General features: G+C 65.6%; 19 protein-coding genes. 6 read left to right on the forward strand and 13 right to left on the reverse strand.

Annotation, left to right across the window (positions count from 1 at the left end):
- Positions 1-196 precede the first annotated feature (196 nt).
- Positions 197-1,654, forward strand: a complete 1,458-nt coding sequence (locus ACZ5VQ_RS13485; RefSeq protein WP_469105033.1) for an AAA family ATPase — start codon at positions 197-199, stop codon at positions 1,652-1,654.
- Between the two features lie 112 nt (positions 1,655-1,766).
- Here ACZ5VQ_RS13485 and ACZ5VQ_RS13490 read toward each other — a convergent pair whose 3' ends face one another.
- Genes ACZ5VQ_RS13490 through ACZ5VQ_RS13500 form a run of 3 tightly spaced genes read right to left on the reverse strand, consistent with a single transcriptional unit; the run spans position 1,767 to position 2,973 of the window.
- Positions 1,767-1,889: a hypothetical protein gene (locus ACZ5VQ_RS13490; RefSeq protein WP_469104984.1), complete on the reverse strand. Its 123-nt coding sequence runs from the start codon at positions 1,887-1,889 to the stop codon at positions 1,767-1,769.
- A gap of 8 nt (positions 1,890-1,897) precedes the next feature.
- Positions 1,898-2,080 carry a DUF397 domain-containing protein gene (locus tag ACZ5VQ_RS13495; RefSeq protein ID WP_469104985.1) on the reverse strand — a complete coding sequence of 61 codons (183 nt, stop codon included), beginning with the start codon at positions 2,078-2,080 and terminating at the stop codon, positions 1,898-1,900.
- Between the two features lie 2 nt (positions 2,081-2,082).
- Positions 2,083-2,973 (reverse strand): helix-turn-helix domain-containing protein, encoded by an 891-nt coding sequence (locus tag ACZ5VQ_RS13500; protein ID WP_469104986.1) that lies wholly within the window; start codon positions 2,971-2,973, stop codon positions 2,083-2,085.
- Positions 2,974-3,245: 272 nt separating this feature from the next.
- Between ACZ5VQ_RS13500 and ACZ5VQ_RS13505 the strand changes: the two genes are divergently transcribed.
- From ACZ5VQ_RS13505 to ACZ5VQ_RS13515, 3 genes are all read left to right on the forward strand, one after another.
- The gene (locus tag ACZ5VQ_RS13505) at positions 3,246-3,707 is read left to right on the forward strand and encodes an ATP-binding protein (RefSeq protein WP_469104987.1); all 462 of its coding nucleotides are present in this window, start codon (positions 3,246-3,248) and stop codon (positions 3,705-3,707) included.
- 157 nt (positions 3,708-3,864) lie between these two features.
- Complete coding sequence (locus tag ACZ5VQ_RS13510) at positions 3,865-4,200, forward strand: Uma2 family endonuclease (RefSeq protein ID WP_469104988.1); 336 nt, start codon at positions 3,865-3,867, stop codon at positions 4,198-4,200.
- Positions 4,191-4,472, forward strand: coding sequence for a Uma2 family endonuclease (locus ACZ5VQ_RS13515; RefSeq protein ID WP_469104989.1), 282 nt, complete (start codon positions 4,191-4,193; stop codon positions 4,470-4,472). The genes ACZ5VQ_RS13510 and ACZ5VQ_RS13515 overlap by 10 nt, the downstream gene beginning before the upstream one ends.
- 301 nt (positions 4,473-4,773) lie before the next feature.
- Here ACZ5VQ_RS13515 and ACZ5VQ_RS13520 read toward each other — a convergent pair whose 3' ends face one another.
- The 8 genes from ACZ5VQ_RS13520 to ACZ5VQ_RS13555 form a co-directional block, all read right to left on the reverse strand.
- A complete protein-coding gene (locus ACZ5VQ_RS13520; protein WP_469104990.1) occupies positions 4,774-5,523 on the reverse strand; it encodes a hypothetical protein in 750 nt (249 codons plus the stop codon).
- 4 nt (positions 5,524-5,527) lie between these two features.
- On the reverse strand, positions 5,528-5,848 hold the full coding sequence (locus tag ACZ5VQ_RS13525; RefSeq protein WP_469104991.1) for a hypothetical protein: 321 nt from the start codon (positions 5,846-5,848) through the stop codon (positions 5,528-5,530).
- Between the two features lie 168 nt (positions 5,849-6,016).
- The gene (locus tag ACZ5VQ_RS13530; protein WP_469104992.1) at positions 6,017-8,260 is read right to left on the reverse strand and encodes a glycoside hydrolase domain-containing protein; all 2,244 of its coding nucleotides are present in this window, start codon (positions 8,258-8,260) and stop codon (positions 6,017-6,019) included.
- A gap of 138 nt (positions 8,261-8,398) precedes the next feature.
- Positions 8,399-9,658: an ABC transporter permease gene (locus ACZ5VQ_RS13535; protein ID WP_469104993.1), complete on the reverse strand. Its 1,260-nt coding sequence runs from the start codon at positions 9,656-9,658 to the stop codon at positions 8,399-8,401.
- Positions 9,655-10,359, reverse strand: coding sequence for an ABC transporter ATP-binding protein (locus tag ACZ5VQ_RS13540; protein ID WP_469104994.1), 705 nt, complete (start codon positions 10,357-10,359; stop codon positions 9,655-9,657). The genes ACZ5VQ_RS13535 and ACZ5VQ_RS13540 overlap by 4 nt, the downstream gene beginning before the upstream one ends.
- The gene (locus ACZ5VQ_RS13545) at positions 10,356-11,756 is read right to left on the reverse strand and encodes an efflux RND transporter periplasmic adaptor subunit (protein WP_469104995.1); all 1,401 of its coding nucleotides are present in this window, start codon (positions 11,754-11,756) and stop codon (positions 10,356-10,358) included. The genes ACZ5VQ_RS13540 and ACZ5VQ_RS13545 overlap by 4 nt, the downstream gene beginning before the upstream one ends.
- A gap of 47 nt (positions 11,757-11,803) precedes the next feature.
- Positions 11,804-12,664, reverse strand: a complete 861-nt coding sequence (locus ACZ5VQ_RS13550; protein ID WP_469104996.1) for a hypothetical protein — start codon at positions 12,662-12,664, stop codon at positions 11,804-11,806.
- Between the two features lie 602 nt (positions 12,665-13,266).
- A complete protein-coding gene (locus ACZ5VQ_RS13555; RefSeq protein ID WP_469104997.1) occupies positions 13,267-13,707 on the reverse strand; it encodes a hypothetical protein in 441 nt (146 codons plus the stop codon).
- Positions 13,708-14,065: 358 nt separating this feature from the next.
- On the opposite strand from ACZ5VQ_RS13555, the gene ACZ5VQ_RS13560 reads away from it, so the two are divergent.
- Positions 14,066-15,109 (forward strand): helix-turn-helix transcriptional regulator, encoded by a 1,044-nt coding sequence (locus tag ACZ5VQ_RS13560; RefSeq protein WP_466777155.1) that lies wholly within the window; start codon positions 14,066-14,068, stop codon positions 15,107-15,109.
- Here the strand turns inward: ACZ5VQ_RS13560 and ACZ5VQ_RS13565 are convergent.
- Entirely contained in the window at positions 15,063-16,058 is a 996-nt protein-coding gene (locus ACZ5VQ_RS13565; RefSeq protein WP_469104998.1) for a helix-turn-helix transcriptional regulator, read from the reverse strand. The genes ACZ5VQ_RS13560 and ACZ5VQ_RS13565 overlap by 47 nt on opposite strands.
- Position 16,059: 1 nt before the next feature.
- Positions 16,060-17,070 carry a helix-turn-helix transcriptional regulator gene (locus ACZ5VQ_RS13570; RefSeq protein ID WP_469104999.1) on the reverse strand — a complete coding sequence of 337 codons (1,011 nt, stop codon included), beginning with the start codon at positions 17,068-17,070 and terminating at the stop codon, positions 16,060-16,062.
- Between the two features lie 293 nt (positions 17,071-17,363).
- Between ACZ5VQ_RS13570 and ACZ5VQ_RS13575 the strand changes: the two genes are divergently transcribed.
- A complete protein-coding gene (locus ACZ5VQ_RS13575) occupies positions 17,364-17,699 on the forward strand; it encodes a hypothetical protein (RefSeq protein WP_361060768.1) in 336 nt (111 codons plus the stop codon).
- Positions 17,700-17,842: the final 143 nt, after the last annotated feature.

A 17,842-nucleotide genomic window follows, 5' to 3' on the forward strand; every position in this document is an offset into this window, starting at 1 on the left:
GTTAAGTGTGGTTCGTAACGCGCCGATCACTCGGTGATTTCCGGCAGCTCACGCAGGTGATTGAGGGGCGGGGCGAGGGGCGGTGGGGCGTACGGGACCTTGTAATAAGCACACCTATAATAGATTCCCTGCTTATTGAATCCTTGCAAGAGGACGCGGCACACCTGGAGGCCCCGTGATTCCCAAACCCGAGACCATGTTCGACCGCGACTTCGAGTGGGCGGAGCTCGTGCGCTACGCGGGTTACCAGGGGCCCGAGGCCACATTGGGCGTGGTGTCCGGGCGGCGGCGGCAGGGCAAGACCTTTCTGCTGGACGGGGTGTGCCGGGCGAACGGCGGGTTCTTCTTCGCGGCCAGTGAGGCCACCGAGGCCGAATCGCTACGGCAGTTCGGCGCGGCGATGGCCCGGTTCAAGGGGCGGCGGACGCCGTACCGGTTCGCGCACTGGGACGAGGCTGTCGAGGCGATGATGCGGCTCGCGACGGCGGACACCGGACCACTGACCGTCGTACTCGACGAGTTCCCGTTCCTGGTCAAGGCCTCGCCCGAGCTGCCCTCACTGCTCCAGCGCGCCCTGGGGCCGCAGGGGCGCCGGGAGGGCGGGCCAGTCCGGCTGCTGCTGTGCGGATCGGCGCTGTCCTTCATGGGCAACCTGCTCTCCGGTACGGCGCCGCTGCGCGGCCGGGCGAGCCTGGAGCTGGTCGTGCCGACGCTCGACTACCGGTCCGCCGCCCGGTTCTGGGGCGTCGAGGACCCCCGCCTGGCTCTCATGCTCAACTCCGTAGTAGGCGGCACCCCCGCCTACGGCCGTGAGTTCGTGCTCGGCGACACCCCCGCCGACCTCGACGACTTCGGCCCCTGGATACTGCGCAACGTCCTCAACCCCGGCCGCCCTCTCTTCCGCGAGGCGCGATTCCTCCTCGCCGAGGAGCCGGATCTGCGCGACACCGCGCTCTACCACGGCGTCCTCGCAGCCATCGCCCAGGGCAACCACACCCGGGGCGGTATCGCGAGCTTCCTGGAACGCAAGTCCACCGACCTCGGCCACGCGCTGACCGTCCTCGAGGACACCGGCATGATCACGCGCGATCCGGACGCCTTCCATGGCAAGCGTTCCGCCTACCGTATTGCCGAGCCCATCCTCACCTTCTACTACGCCGTCATGCGTCCGGAGTGGAGCGATCTGGAGCGGCCGGGACAGGCGCCGGCCGTCTGGGAGCGGTCGCAGTCCACCTTCCGCAGCAAGGTCGTCGGCCCGCACTTCGAACAGATCTGCCGCACCTGGGCCCGTTGGTACGCCTCCGCCGACACCCTGGGCGGACAGCGAACCCGCGTCGAGTCCGGCACGGTCGCGGACCCCACGGCCAGGACCAGCCGCGAGGTCGACCTGGCGGTCTTCGGACGTGCGGACGACGGCCGTGAGGTCCTGTTGGCCATCGGCGAGGCCAAGTGGAACGAGACCATGGGCGCAGGTCACCTCGACCGACTTCGCCGCATCCGCGAGCTGTTGGCTAAGCGCTCGGGTGCGGACGCCGCCGGTACCCGCCTGCTGTGCTTCAGCGGCGCGGGGTTCACCGACAACCTCCGCGCCACCGCCGCTACCGATCCGTCCGTCCAGTTGATTGACCTCGGGCGGCTGTACCGAGGGGAGTGAGGCGTCCATGTCCGAGGGCCGGCGTTCGTCGCCCGCGAGGGCGTCGGCCAACGCGTATGCGTCACATATGTCCGCCATGGCCTGACGGTGGATGCAGCACGTGACACGACGATCACTCGGTGAATTCCGGCAGCTCACGTGGGTCGCCCCCCGTGACAAGCGTGCGCGTCGGCGCCACCATCAGATCGCGATGCAGCTCTCGTACGGTCATCAGGACGCGGTAGTCGCTGAACATCTCGGCAATCAAGTAGCGCTTCGCCGGAGGTGGTCGAGGAGAGCGGCGAGGCCTTGCGGGGCGGTGGTGAGTATGGTGCGGGGCTCATCGCTTTCGCGGAGGCGGATCGTGTCGTCGGGGGCGGTGGCGACGTAGAGGCAGTTCGCCTGGTCCTCGCTGAACGACGACTTCTGCCAGGTGTGTTCGGACATGGTCAGGCCTCCTGAAGGCTGTAGATCAGGTGCTGAAGCAGGGCAAGGGAATCGCGTGCCTCGTGTGCGGACGCGGGTACCGCGGGGTCCAGAGGCGGCAGGGACGCTGAGCGAAGGCGGTTGAAGCGGGTTCGGTAGCGCAGGACCGCGTCGCTTTCGTGGACGTAGAGCGTGGCGGCCGGGTCCTCGACGAGGACCGTTTCCAGGGCCGACCCGTGGGAGTCGGTCAGCAGGAACGGCGTGCTGAAGGCGGACAGGCCCTCCGCCGTGAACGGCAACACCTGGATCGTGAGGTGCGGCAGTTCCGCCATGCGGATCAGGTGCAGGAGTTGCCTTCGCATGACGGGCGCGCCGCCGAACCGTACATGCAACGCGGCCTCGTGGACCACGGCGTGCAGGGTCGGCGGCTCTGCCTGCGTGAGGATCTGCTGCCGCTCCATGCGGTACTGGACAGCCCTCTCCAGGTCTGCGTGCGGCCGCTCGCTGGACCGGAAGATGGAGCGTGTGTACTCCGGGGTCTGCAGAAGGCCCGGGACGAACAACGACTCGTACGAGTAAAGCGCGTCGGCGGACGCTTCGAGCTCCGCCAAGTCCAGGACGGGTTGGCTCAGCATGCGGCGGTACCCGGTCCACCAGCCCTTGCCGCTGTCCTCGCTCATCGCGACCAGGGCCTCGATCAAGGGTTCCCGTGAGCACCTGTAAGCGTGGCACAGTGTGCGGAGCTTCTCCGCTGGGATCGCGGTACGCCCAGCTTCGACATGCCCTAGGTGGGCGCGGCCCATGCCGATGAACTCCCCACCCTGCGTCACGGAGTAGCCCGCCTGCTCGCGCAGCTTCCGCAGCTCCGCGCCGAGGCGCCGTTGCCGTTCTGTGGTGCTAGTGCGCAGTGCCAACGCGCCTCCCTTTCCGTCCGGTTGGCGTCAGTCTGCCCCGCTGGGGCTGCGAGGTCCACTTATCCGGCGAATGGTTGCACGGGGTAACCTAACTCTCTACCGTAAGTGTGGCGCCGCTAACTCTCCGGAACCGTACCGGAGTCGTCCAGCTCTCCCTGCCCACAAGCGAAAGCGCATCCGAACCGCCACCCAGCCGGACCCGGACATTGCCATCGCGGGCGTAACCCTCCAACTCCGTACGTTCACATGCCCTCGACAGGCGCCGATGCCTCATGGAAGCCACCCGCAGGGCCTCGCACAGGCCCGCCCAACTCTCGTACGACTACAGCCTCTTCGCCCCCGCCGACGCCACCGCCCCCAAGGTCTGCCGTGACTTCGTACGCGTGGTCCTCCTCACCCTCGGCCGCGAACCCCTCGTCCTGTCGGCCACACTCTGCACCTCGGAGCTGGTCACCAACGTCCACCTGCACACGAAAGGCACCGCGATGCTCCGCCTCCAGCTCACCCCGGCCCGTCTTCGGGTGAGCGTGTACGACGAGAGCGGCGACCCTCCGGTCACGCTCGCCACAGCCGGGGTGACCGCCTGCTGGGGCAGAGGCCTCGCCCTCGTCGCCGAGGTCGCGGAGGCGTGGGGCGTAGCGACGGACCGGGCTGGGCGGTACGCGAAGGGCGTCTGGTTCGAGCTGGGGGACGCGGCAGCCGACGGCCCGCTCCACCCTCCCCGCATCGGGTGACGGGGGCCTTTCGCCTGGTCGGCCCCATCGCCGTACGTACCGTGATCGCGTTGCTTTTGCCTCTGGTACGCCAAGCCCACACTTGAGGAGGAGGTGCCGCCATGACCGCTCTTGCGCACGAGAGGCCCGAGACCAGCCTGAGATCAGGACGAAGTCCGTGTCCCCCGCCGAGAACGGCCCCGACCTGGACGAGGTCCTGTGGCAGGCATGGAAGGCCATGGAACTCCCCGAGGGCTACCGCGCCGAGATCATCGAGGGAGCCATCGAGGTGTCGCCCACCGCTCGCCGGTCGCACGGCCTGATCACCAGCCGTGTGCGAAGGGCCCTGGACAAGTTCCTGGACGGCGGCGAGTACGCCTGTCACCAGGATGTGAATGTGATCCACAAGCGCAGGGCATGGATTCCGGATGCCTTCGTCGCGCCTGAGGACACCGAGCGGAGCAGTGCGGTGACGAGGACGACCTCGGAGTCACGGCCGAGTCCGTGTGCCTGATCGTCGAAGTCGTCTCTCCGGGCAGCCGCAACCAGGACAGGGACCGAGTGCGGAAGCGTCGGGAATACGCCCGCGCCGGCATCCCCGTGTACGTCGTCATCGACGACTTCGATGACCAGGGTTCCGTCACCTTGTTCACCGGACCACGCCCCGACAAGGCCGACTGGGAAGACATCCACCGCGTCCTCTACGGCACCGAGGTAACCATCCCCGAAGGCCCCGCCAAGGGCTTTGTGATCGGCGCGGCGATCACCGGACCCAGGCGGGGATGAGCGGGTCGGGCCGTCGAACGAGGCGTACGGCATGATCCACCCATGGCCGAGATCGTGTTGATGTCAGAGGCGGCAACTCTGAATGAGCTCATTGGTTCTATTCGGGCGCGGGCTCGGCTGTGCATGGGCAGGCTGCGCTTGAGTCGCATGATCAGTGGATGTGGCATGGGGCCAGCACGGACCGAAGAAGCGGGACGCCGACGACAAGGGCGTCCTGCCCGGCCAACTCCGTCTGCGTCTATGACCCTGACGCCTGTTGAAGCCGCTGTCGGCGGGCAGCCTGCGCACGCCCCGCAGAAGCTCACTGGTACTGCGCGGCGCGGCGACGTCGGGAGGGCTGTGTCATATCGGCGATGACTCCGGCTCCCAGCCCAGGCGTCTCGTCCCAGGTCCGGAGCTTGGCCGCGACCCGTGCCAGACGTGAGTCGCCGGGGCGCACGGTGAGGTAGAACAGGCCCTCGTAGGGGCGGCGGTCCTCGCCACCCCAGCGGACGACGCCTTCGGTGTCGGCGATGATGTCACGGATGATCAGCTGCTGTCCTGCGCTGAAGCCGCCCCGCACCCCGGGCGGGTAGAAGTTCGGCCGGATCACGATGGCGGTGCCGGACGCCTGGTTGGACTCCGGGAGCGAACTGTCGCGGACCGCGGACGGTGTCACCCAGCCTTTGACCGGGTTCGGTTCGCCGTGCAGGCCGAGGGCGTCGACCTCGTAGTGGAATCGGCGGATCACATGGACTAGGAGCGTTTCGGCGTCTCCCATGCGCACGGAGACGTTCAGGCCGGTGCCCGCCACGTGACGGGTCACGATGTCACCGCCGTCGTCGGTGGCCTTCTGCATCTCCCACCGGTTGGCGGACGGACGGCCCGTGAGAAGGCGGCGGCGCCGGGCTTCGACGCGTCGCAGAGCTTCCTTCAGTTCGTCGTTCCTGAGGGGTTGGGGCGCGGCGTTGGCCGGGGTGACGAGGAGACCGGTGGAGGCGAGGCTCGCGGCGGCGGTGACGCCGGCCGCTGCGATGAGAGCGTGTCTGCGGGTCAGATCGGTGGGGCTCAACAGGTCAGCCTTTCTTCCGTGTTGTCGTGCGCTGCTTGTGGTGGAGAACGGCGGCGACGAGGGCGCAACCGAGCGCGAGTAGCAGCAGGGCGGCGACGGACGGGTTGATGTAGCCGGGGATGACGACGGAGTAGTCACGGCCGTTTGACGCCTCGCATACGAGCCGCAGCGGGATGAAGTCGCCTCTGCGGCCGACCAGGGTCGGTGTTCCCTCGGGGCGCTCCCGCTCGCACGCTTCGGCCTGTTCCTGGTCTTCGAGGAACAGGACGTGGAGACACCCCCACAGATAGAGGGCGAGCGCCACGGCGACCGTCGCCAGGGACACGTCCCTCCATATGGCGAACGGGGTGTGCCGCCGACGGGCTTGTCGTGAGAACCGTGAGCAGAGGTACACAGTGAGCCCCAGCACGGTCGCCGCACCGGCGATCAGGATGGAGAACAGCGCTGCGAAGTTGTGGCCTTGCCAAGGATTGGCTGCCGTGATCATGGCTTGTCACGACTCGCGGACGATGCGGTTGTACTTCTCGAAGATCGCATAGAGCGGCATCCGCAACTGCGCGTCGGACACGGCCTGATCGCCGAAGCCCTGGTAGCGGCGGAGGATCTCGAAGATCTCCGTGTCGGTGTAGTCGAGGGTGGGTCGGCGGATCTGGGTTTCGTCATGGTCGCCCGCCTTTCCGTCGGCCGCCCAGATGTGCAGGTGCGGGATGGTGCTCAGATTGAACACGTTGTCCTGGTTGAGTTTCTGCCACATCGCCCACCTGTCGCCGTCGGAGGCCGAGTTGAGGATTTCACCCTCCAAGAGCCCTGATCGGATCGAGTTGTTCCGCGACAGGATGCACGTACGTCCCGAGACCTTGGCGACGCCGGTGCTGGTGTCGACAAGCCTGGTGACGCCCGGCAGGTCCTTGCCCCAGTCCGGAATGACACCCGTGTGATAAAGGACCACGCCCGCGTCCTCCGCCACGTCCTTGTAGCTGTAGTGGCAGAACTCCCAGAAGGCCGACGTTTGGATGAGGGCCTTGCGCATGCGGTACCTGCGGGCTGCTGACGTGATGGCTGCGTCGTGGTTCATGATCGTTTCGAGACACTGCTGCCGGGTGTAGACGTAGCCCGTGCTGCCGGGTCTACCGATCGACTCCATGTAGTCGTCGGCCTCCTTGAGCAAGGCGGCCCAGTGGTCCAGGTCGAAGCCGATGTCGAGCTTCTGGGCCGGAGCGGGGTAGAAGTCGCCCTGGCCGGTGTCGCGTCCGGAGGCGATGTTGTTGTCGATCTCGATCCGGCTGTCATTGGAGCCGATCACCTTGGTGACGATCTGGTCGAAGGCCCAGTTCTCCGGCATTGAGTAACCGAGGTTACCGGAGAAGCCGGACGACATATTGGACACGAAACTGGCGCCCGCGTAGCCTGCCGCGGAGATCCGGGAGCACGCGTTGCGCGGGCCGTAGACCCCGATTTTGTACGGGTTGCCCAGCCGGTCCATCTGCTCCTCGACGCTCCGGAAGTACGGCAGGATGTGCGAGGTGACCTCCTCGTTCACCGCGTCGTAATCGACCGCGAAGTAGATGCGTGAGCCCGGCTTGAATCCATGCTCCTCTGCCTTGAACGCGGCGTTCAGACAGTCCGTGACGCCCTGCGAGACGCTGTAGTAGTCGACCGAGCGCGCCCACGTCTGGTAGATGGGAAAGCAGCGAAGCCCGTACTCCTTGATCGTAGCCAGCTCGCCGGGCTGGATCTCCTTCTCCGGCAGGTCCGTGGTGGAAGGGTTGTACAGGTAGCGGCCGATGTACTTGTAGCCGGCGTCCTTCAATGCCTGCGCACGAGCGGGGGTGATCTTCGTTACACCGTCGCACGCCTCTCCCTGACGGGACTGGTCGCCGTAGGAGACCAGGAGCGAGGACCAGGTCTGAAAGTCGCCCTTCCCGGTCACAGGAAGTTTGAGGAAGGCCTGGAACTCCCGGACTGCATCTTCCAGCACGGCCTGGAAGGAGTCAGACATCCAGGACGGTCGGTCGTTGAGTTCCATGGCCGCGGAGAAGAGCCGCACCCACACGCCGGATTGGCCGATCGACACCGTATGGTTCTTCAGTCCCGCCTGGGTTCCGGGACCGAAGACTCCGTTCGCGACACCATCGGCCATGCCCAGCTCGTACTGGATTGCCAGCAGAAGCGACTTGGCCACGTCGCGGGAATGGTGACCGTCGCAAGGAATGGCGTAGAAGTCCTTGCGGAGGAGATACCGGCCATTCAGCCACTGTTGAATTACACGGATACTCCCGGACCCGTTGTTGACGGTGACATAGGCGTCCATGTTGAAGAGGCCCTTAACCACCTTCGGCCACAAGGCGTCATCCGGGTAGGGAACATCCGAACCCATGTCCTGCTTCAGCTTCCGCACCGCGGCCTTGACGCGGTCGTTGTACTTGCCGTCGATCTCGCCGCCGTCGTAGCCCTTGCTGTACAGGGCGGACTGAATGATGCGGCAGAAGTTTGCTGAGGGGATGGTGGTCTCGTTCAGTTTGCCGTACTTCTCCCCGATCGCCGCAAGGGTGGCCGGACCGAAGTTGTTCGACAGGGTAGCGACACCCATTTCATACTGCAACGCCCGAGTGAGGGCGTACATCACGGTCCAGCCGGTCTGGCCGTTCTCGTTCAGCTTGGAAATGCCAAGCGTTGCACCGTTGTTGTACGTGGTGTTGATGAACTGCTGAGCGCGTCGCACCATCTCGTCAGCCATAAATTCCCTTTCGTGGAAATAGAGGATAAATATCCAGGCATGTGGAGGCAGGGGAATTTGTTCCCGGTGTGTTTCAGTGGGGCTCGATCCAGCGGGTAGGGATGCCAGAGATGGCTCACGAGACCTCAGGAATATGTGTCAACGGCGCAAAGCCTCCACCGGCTCGATTCGGCTGGCTCGCCATGCCGGATAGACGCCGGCGAGGAGACCGGTGGCCAGCCCGATCCCGGGCGCGACGGCCACAATTCCCGGGTGAATCACGGGTGTCCATTCCCTGACGAGGGCCACCACGACGACCGAGAGAACACCGAGAGAGGTGCCGATCAAGCCGCCAACGGCTCCCAAGGTCCCGGATTCCATGAGGAATTGAGCAGTGATGTGACGTCCGCGCGCGCCAAGAGCACGGCGGAGACCGATCTCACCGGTGCGCTCGAGTACGGCGACAAGTGTGGTGTTGGCGATCCCGATGGTGCCGACGAAGAGACAGATGGCGGCAAGCAACAGGAAGAGCTGATCGAGGTCTCCGGTGACCTTTGAGCGCAGGCTTCTGGGGTCGGGGGGCGGGATGGTCTTGAAATGGTCGGGGTGAGCGGGGTCCAGTGCGAACGCGGCTTCCTTGGCGACCTGTGGGGCTGCGCCCAAGCGAGTGGAGATGAGCATCTTGACGTTGGCCCTGGGAGTGCCCCACACCTCCTGGGCACTGGAGTGAGGGATCACGACGGAGAGAAGCAAATCGGTCTTGCGTTTCATGTCGTCGATGACGCCGACTACGGTGAAGGCCTCGTCGCCTATGAATACGGCGGGCTGGGTTTCGAGGGTGGTGATGCCCAGGCGGGAGGCCAGTCCGGTACCCATCACGGCGACCCGCTGGCGGGTGCTGTCGTGCCAGGTATCGAAGAGTCTGCCCTGGACCAGGGTGGGCTCGGCAGCCGTCAGCACACCGGAGGAGGCGGCAACCACCTGTATCTGGCTGTTTGCATCTGTGGAGGCGACGGGCGCAGCGCGAACGGAGAGGTCCTTGTCGAGTTGGACGGGCCAGTAAACCCCGGCATGCTCGACCCCGTTCAAGCTCTCGACGCGTCGGTCAGCGTCGTCCGGAAAGGCGGGGCCGGAGAACTCGTTCCGCTCGTGGGACACGTCCTCGACCGTTACTTCGGTTGCGCTGAGCACATTGAAGCGCCCGTCGATCTGGGAGGAGGCGGTGGCTGTGAGCCCGAGGACGGCGACGAACGTTCCCACGCCCAGGACGGTGCCGACCGATGTGAGTGCTGAGCGCGCCGGCTGCTGCAGAACACCCGCCAGGCTCTCGGAAAGTAGATCCCGCCAGGAGAGATGCGAGGACGTGACCGCCCGGCTCGGTCTCGCGCGGCGTATCCGAGCAGGGGCCAACCTCCTCATGTCGGAACCTGCTCGCTCAATGTCCCGTCGTGGATCGCCAGGGTGCGCTCACCATGTCTTGCGACCACGGGGTCGTGCGTGATCACCACAACGGTCATGCCGCGGCCGTGGAGTTCGTCGAGGAGATCCAGGACGGATGAGGCGGTGGCACTGTCCAGGTTTCCCGTCGGCTCGTCACACAGCAGGAGTGAGGGGGTGCCCACGAGGGCACGAGCGATAGCGACTCTTTGACGTTCACCACCGGACAGAGTCGTCGGCAATGCGTTCAGCCGATGCCCGAGGCCTACTTGGACGAGTGCTTCTCGCGCGGCGGCCACACGCTCGTGGCGTGGAGTGGCGCGGTAGACCAGGGCAAGCGCCACGTTCTCCCACGCGGTGCGATGCGGCAGCAGATGAAACGACTGGAACACGAACCCGATTCGCCGGCCGCGCAGTGCCGTACGTTCGGCGTCTCCGAGAGTTCCAGTGTCGAGACCATCGAGTACATAGCGGCCTTCGGTCGGGACGTCCAGTAGGCCGATGATGTTGAGGAGAGTTGATTTGCCCGCTCCGGAAGGGCCGATCACGGTGATGAACTCCCCCCGCTGGACCGTTAGTTCGCAGGGGCTGAGGGCTTCGACTGGAGGCGGTCCCGAGTAGGTCCGTCCTGCCTGGCTCAGTTCGATCACCGGTGCCGGATCACGAGTGGACGCGGTCGTCACCGATAGTCCTCTCCCGAGGCATCTGTGTTGATGCCGACCAGGACGCGGTCGCCCTGCACCAGACGCCCTCCTGCGACCCGTCGGACTTCCACATGGCCGTCCCCTGTTGTGCCTGTTGTGACCAGAACACGACGTCGCTCGCCGCTTTTGGCGAGTACCGTCACGGCGGTGCGGCCGTCTGCTCCGGCGGAGATCGCCGAGACAGGGACGATCAAAGCTTTCCCCTTGGTGGTTGCGGCCTGGACGGTGAGACGTACGTCCTGTCCAGCGAGGCCGGCATCAAGGCGTTTGTCGGGCCTGACGACGAGAAGATAGCCCTGAGCTCCGTCGGCCTCGCCCCCTTCACCGGTCTCCGACTGCTCGTCTTCCGACGGCCGTGACGGGGCGATGCTGGTGGCGACGGTGGCAACCGTCCCCCGCGTCGACCTTCCTGTCGTGTCGGACAGGATTTCCACTTTCTGTCCGGTCCGCACCAGGCCCTTTTGGTATTGCTGCAGGTATCCGCGCACTTCCAAATCACCGGCCGACACGGTGAGAACAGTGCCGGATACGCGTTCCCCGATTTGGGAGAACACGGTGTCGACACGGGCCGGATACTTCGACAGGAAAGCCACCTCGGACGCGGGGAGCATTGGCCCAGTCGTCGCAGTGATCTGAGCCAAGTGCTTACGGGCCTTGTTCAGATCCTCCTGGGCTCGTTCCACCTGCCTGTCTCGCGGGGTAGGGGTCTTCTGGCCAGGTGATCCCTTCGCGTCCTCGACGGCTCGCCTGGCGGAGGTCACTTCATCCTCGGCGTTCTCAAGGAGCGACTCGCCGTCCGGCTGGGCGGCCAGCGGTTCGTAGCCGATGCTTTCGTACAGAGCGGACAGCGCGACCTTTGTCCCGGCACCGAAATAGCCCCTGCGATCGCCATACGTGCTGTGACCGACGTCGGCCAGAGCCTTTTGAAGCTGAGCGACATCATCGCCCTCGGCCCCGGGCTTGAGGTCCCTGTAGACAGGTAGGTTGCCCATCAACGAGATGACCGGCCGCCCCGACACCTCCAACAGCATGTGCCCGGCCTTGATTTCGGTGCCCACCGAAACGGGCAACTTGGTGACGACGGGGGCCGATGCCTCGCTCTCAGTCCCGGTCGGAGCGACCTCGACGCGCTGTGCGGCGGTCACCGCACCCCGCAGGATCACCGAGTCGGTCAGGACGCGGCGCTCCACGCTTGCGGTCAGCACGCTAGGTGGCGGAACCGCCGAGTCGGCAGCGGCTTGCGCCGGAGACTTGATCATCTGCGCCGCCGCCATCCCCGTGGTGGACAGCGCGGTGGCACTGATGACCACCCCCGCAATCCAGCGGCGCTTACGACTAAGTTTTGTGGGCGCAAGGAGCTCCCCCTTTTCCGTCATGTCCACCCTCCACAGACCCCTCCGCCAGCCGTGCTCAGAACAGGCGTCTAATTTGTGCGCCCCGATATCGTGTCGCTGGCAGTTGTGAGCTGATGGCGGAGATTTTCTTTGATCTCACGGAGCTCTTCCGGGTGCTGCTCGATCGCGTCACGCTGGTAAGCCATTTCTACGGAGGACCAGATACCTATGACATTGTTCTTCTTCTTGCAGTTGACGTCCGTCACGGCCATGTTCATCTCACGTTGAGCCGGAACGGCTGAAGAAAAAATCTTGGGGTCTTCCATGACATCGACCGGGGACCCATAGGAATAACCGTGGCGACTCATGCATGTGGACCATTTTTTGAATGCGGCCTGAACCCGACTGTCCTCCTCTGCCTTGGCGCTCGAAGTCAGGATTAGTTCGTCAGGAAGACGAGGGTTCTTTACCTTGTTCGGACCTGACAGAATCTTCATGCTCGATTTTCCGGCGCAACCGCCCTTGGGTACTTTCATGCCGGCATGTGTGGCAACTTTCCCGAGAAATACGGACTGCTCGTCCGGTGTTCGGGGAATCTTCTTTGCGACTTCCGAGGAGCTCCTCTGTGGGTTGCGGTACCCGTACTCGGTCGCGTCGCGCTCGTCCGTGACCCCGTAGAGTCGACTACGTGAGTCCCCCGGCGGGGCAACCGGCGCCGCCGGCACCTGGTAGCGAAATCCGTACTCGGCCATGCACTTCACTGCCAGAGTGTCCATGGCCTGTTCCAGAGCCTGATCTTCTTCCGGGCTCGGCCTGTAGGCGTCGAGGGGAAACGCGAGATCCGTGGTGCTGGTACGTGCCACGATGCGCGTCGCCGGCTCGCGATGCTGCTTGGCGTCCGTGGATCCGCCGCAGGCGGCCGTACAAAGGATGACTAAAGCAGTGGTCACGGTCGGGCCCATGTGGCCTGTTCGAAACTTTCTCTGCGCTCTCATGGTCTCGCAAACTCGCTTGCTGAGCGAAGGGACACAAGGGCGGCTACCGTCCCTGTGCTGCGGAAGGATGCTGATTGAACCAGGTCTTAAGGCGACTCCTGGTGTCAAGAATTGAATCCTTGGAGGAATCAAGATCAGATTCGCCTGCTGTCTGCGTCGGCAAATCGATTTCATCGATCAACTCGATTGGATGTGAGAAGAGTTCCGAGTCGGAGGCCTTCATCGATTCCTTGAGTCGGCCGAGTTGATCCACAAGGTTACTCAGGTAGCCCGAACATGAGTCTCCGTCGCAACCGGAGTATTCGGTAGCCTGAACACGAGCCCATGCTCCGCTCACCGGCTCACCGGATTTCTGAGAGTCGCTGGTAGATTTGTTAGAGTCGCTGCCTTTGTTGCTGCACGCCGGAAGGGTAAACAGTGAAAAAAGGACCGCCGTGGCGATGAACGATCGGTTTAGAATTCCCTTACGGTGCCGCATTGGAAACTCCCGATGAGAGATCTTAGCTTCGGTGGACGTGCGGGCTTCGCTCGATCGCAAAGCCCACACGCCGCCTGTCTCAGGTGAACCGGTGAGAGCTGAACTGATTCTTCACGGTAGCGGGCAGCGTGCTCCAGTCGCTGTAGCCTTCCCGGCCGCCCCAGGTGTTCAGTGTGCCGAAGCTCCAGATTTTGAAGTTCCAGCCCGTGTAGTCGAAGTACTGGAACTCGTAAATGTCGAAGTCGCCTTCTCTGTTCTTGATCGAGGCCGTGTTGTTGTTGATGTCTCCGCCTTCCCCGGTGAAGTTGAAGTTCTCGTACTGGCGGATTCCTCCGTAGAAGTACTTGATACCGGCCTCGTAGTAGGAGTTGTAGTAGAGGCAGATGGCGTTCCCGGGGCAGCTCGGGAGTGCGGCTGTTGCCGCAGAAGTACTTCCCGCAGTCGCCCCGACAAGGGTTGCGGAACTCAACATGACCGCTGAGGTGAGGATGCCGAATTTGCGAGTCTTGGCGTGCGTCATGATTTCCCCTGCGCTTGTCGCTGATTTGGGTTTTCGCGGCTCGATCTGCGCGTAATTTCCTAATCTGAACGCGAGCTATGACCTACGCGTCGCCATTCTGCGGGTGCCCTGACCGGATGGGGGTATCCGGCCAGGGCCATTCATGGCGCCTTGGCGTCGTAGGAAGCGGGTCCAGCATGCAGCGACGTTGTGCGCCCGCACCACCATCAGCTTGTTGCAACGAGCCATGCTGAGGAGTGGACAAATGAGGATTCACTGTGTCGATAGGGGGCACAGTTCGGCGGAGCCCATGTTGCGGAGGCGGTGGCAGCCGCGCATAGTTGCGCTCCGGAAGAGGCTTGAACCGGGGGTTGAGGAGATGGCCGGGCACGGGAAGGAAGCGCATCCGCACGGTGCTGACCGCCTGTGCGAGGCGGGGGACCGGGTGTACTCCCGGGCGGTACGACGCGGCCGGGTGTCCCGCGAGGACGCCGGGACCGTGCCCTGCCTGGTTGAGCTGGCGCTGCTGCATCCCGACCCCGACGACATGGGCTGGCTGGTGCCGACCTCGCCGCAGGAGGTCATGACACGGCTGTTGCGGGAGATGCACGAGCACGTCGTCGCCACGCAGTCGCGCATGGGCTCGGCGGTGTCCGCCTTCGAGTGGTACGCGGCCCTCGGCGGCAACGCGCACTCGCGCGCCGAGGGCGTGGCGATCCGGGTGCTCGACGGACTGCCCCGGATCCGGGCCGCGATGGACGAGGCGACCGAGGCGTGCGCGTCCGAGGTGCTGGCCGTCCAGCCGGGCGGCATCCGCCGCGAGGACGAGCTCTCCGAGGGCCTGCACCGGGCGATGGCGCTGCGCCGCCGGGGTGTGCGCATGCGCGACCTGTACACGCATGTGGCCCGGCACGGGCAGGGCCTGCTCAACTACATGGAGCTGATGGGCGACGCGGCCGAGGCCCGCACCCTGGACGAGGTCACCGAGCGGCTCATCGTCTTCGACCGCACGGTCGCCTTCATCCCCGCGAGCTCGGACCGCACGATCGCCCTCGAACTGCGTCACCCGGCGCTGGTGGACTACCTGGTCACCGTCTTCGAACGGCTCTGGCGCCTGGCGATCCCCCTCACCGCGCCCCTCCCGGACACGGGCATCGAGGGCATCACGCACCGCGAGCGCTCCATCGCCGCGCTGCTGGCGGAGGGCCACCAGGACGCGGTGGTCGCGGAGCGGCTGGGCATCAGCGTCCGTACCTGCCGGGCCCACATAGCCCGCCTCTCGGAGACGCTGGGCGCCGCTAGCCGCACGCAACTCGGCGTCCGCATCGCCCAGGCCGGCCTCGACGGCCCGCCCCGCGACCCGGAACTTCAGCCCCTCACGGCTCCCGGTCCCGGGGTTCCAGAATCCCCGACCGACCGATGAGGTAGCCGAGCTGCGCGCGGCTCTCGCTGCCGAGGGTTTCGGCGAGCTTTGCGATGTGGACGCGGGTTGTGCGGACACTCATGCCAAGGCGCCCAGCGATGACCGCGTCCGTGTGTCCCTCGATGAGGAGGGCGGCGATGGCGTGCTGGCGAGGGGTGATGCCGTTGTGGGATGGGCGGTGTACGGCTTCCGGGAACATCGGGGTGGCCAGGCGCCAGAGGCGGTCGAAGGTGGTCACGAAGTAGGCGATCAGCGCGGGATGACGCAGTTCAAGAGCGATGGTGCGGTCCCGCTTCGCGGGGATGAACGCGACGGTCCTGTCGACTACGACCAAGCGCTCCGTGATCTCGTCGAGCGTACGGACCTCGACGGCGCCGCGTAGTCGTTCGTAGTGGGCGACTACCGGAAGGGCGTGGCGGGTCGTGTGTTGGTAGAGCGTGCGCATACGGCAGCCGCGGTCGAGCAGGGCCTGGTCGCGGGGCAGGGCGATGGCGAGGGCCTTGAGAGGCCGGGCGCCGCCGGGCTGGACGGTGAGCAGCTCCGTCGAGGCGTCCGCCATGGCCTCGGTGATGGCCGCGTTGATCTGGTCGAGGCCGTTGAGAACGGTGATGCCCGTCGGTTCCGCCGGGGCTGTGTTCCGTCCGTCGATCCTCATGAGCGGTTCGAACGTTTCGGCCAGCCGTTCCTCGCGCCGCCGTTCTTCCGCGATCCGCTCGTCGAACGCCCGCAGCAGCCGTGGCAGCGCTACGGCCGGCGCCGTGGGCTCCAGGCGCTTCTCGTCGTCCATGGCGGGGTGCAACAGACCGAGGTCGAGCAAGCAGGGAGCGGCCTCACCGTCAACCGCGCGCACGCCGCCCTCGCGCAGGGCGCGCGTGTAGAGGCCCATGCCTTCCTCGCATAACTCCTCGGTTCCGTGCGTATGGAGCTCACGGCTCTCTCTGGCGGACATGTCAGTGATCCTGCTCCAGGAGCCCCGACTGCGCTATGAGAAAGCCGAGTTGGGCCCGGCTGCCGCTGCCCAGGGCGGTGGCCAGTTTGGCTATGTGGGCGCGACAGGTGCGGACGTTCATGCCGAGGCGGCGGGCGATGGCCTCGTCGACATGTCCCTCCACGAGGAGCTTGGCTATCGAGCGCTGGACGCCGGTTATGCCGTCGCGGGAAGGCTCGTAGGGGACTTCTTCACGCAGGGGCGTCGCGCGCTGCCACAGGTGCTCGAAGACCTTGATCAGGTACTTCACCAGCCCCGGATGACGGAGTTCCAGGGCCACCGGAAGATCGTCCCGGGCCGGTATGAACGCGACCGTCTCGTCGCAGATTATGAGCCGCCCGATGAGCTCTTCGAGCGTGCGGATCTGGACCTTGCCGGCGGACATCTCATCGACGTATGCCATCGTGCCGAGGCTGTGTCTGACGGTGTGCTGATACAGGGTGCGCATGCTCACGCCGCGGTCCATCAGGGGGCGGTCGCGCTCCAGGGCCTGGTTGAGGATGTGCTCGCTGCGCCCGCCTCCGGGCTGCACGGTGAGCACCTCGGTACGGGCTTCGGCCGTGGCCAGGTTGAGCGCGGCGTTGATGCGGTTGTTGCCCTCCAGCACGGTGATCGCGTGGGTGGGCGCCGGAGCCAGCGCGCTGAGGGCCATGAATGGCTCAAACGATTCGGTCAGTTCGATGGACTGCCGTCGTCGGTCAAGGATCTCCCGTTCGAGCGGGTGGAGACGCTGGGCGAGCGCGACGGAGGGGGGAACCGGCCGCAGCCAGTTGGCGTCGTCGGGATCGGGATGCAGCAGGGCGAATTCCAAGAGGCAAGGGGTCGCCTCGGCCTCGGCGCGGGCGATGCGTCCGGCGCTCAACGCGCTGGCGTAAAGCTGCGCTCCCTCCTCGCACAGCTCCGTGAGCGTATGGGGATGTGTCGGTTGTGAGTACTTTGTTGCCAAATCTCCACCCCCCAGGGTCCTGAACATGCAGGAACATGATGCACCGCCCCTGTGGCATCTACGTGCCTGAATGAGCCATCGTCGTTCCTGGCACGGGGGAAGGGAACTCATCAAGTGAGGACGAAGCCGACTATGTACAGGAGATTGCTTCGCTCGGCGCTTGCCGTTGCTTTCTCTGCGGCCGTGGTCTTCGGTGCGGTCAGCGCCGCGGCGGCGCCGGGCGAGAGTGCAAGCGCTGGCGAGAACGACACCGGGTGGGGCGCACCGCCGCCCCCCGACACCGGTTGGGGAGCCCCCAGGCCTCAGACCACCCCGGTCTCATGACCACGCCTCCCGACGACCGCTCCTTCCGCCGAGAAATGGCCACCGCGTACCGCTCCGGCTGGCACTTCATCGATCTGGCCACCGCTGTCCCCCACAGCGGTGACTCGTTGATGGTGACGGTGTTCGGGGAGCCGGTCGTGGTGACCCGGGACGACGACGATGACCTGCGGGCGTACCGGTGTCTGCGACGGCCTCGGGGGGCGCCGCAGCCGGTACGGTGCGCCATTCGGTACGGAATGATCTTTGTGAACCTCGACCAGCGCGACCACCGGCTGGTCGAGCCGGAAGCCCCGGACGTACGAGCCATCTCAGCCACCCCCCGCAGTGCCTGACGCGATTCCCCCGTCGTTGTAAATCGCTCAGGCGCTTCCCCCCGCAGCGGGGGGGGGGGGGGGGGGGGGGGGGGGGGGGGGGGGGGGGGGGGGGGGGGGGGGGGGGGGGGGGGGGGGGGGGGGGGGGGGGGGGGGGGGGGGGG

The sequence above is a fragment of the Streptomyces sp. NPDC033178 genome, from assembly GCF_055577685.1.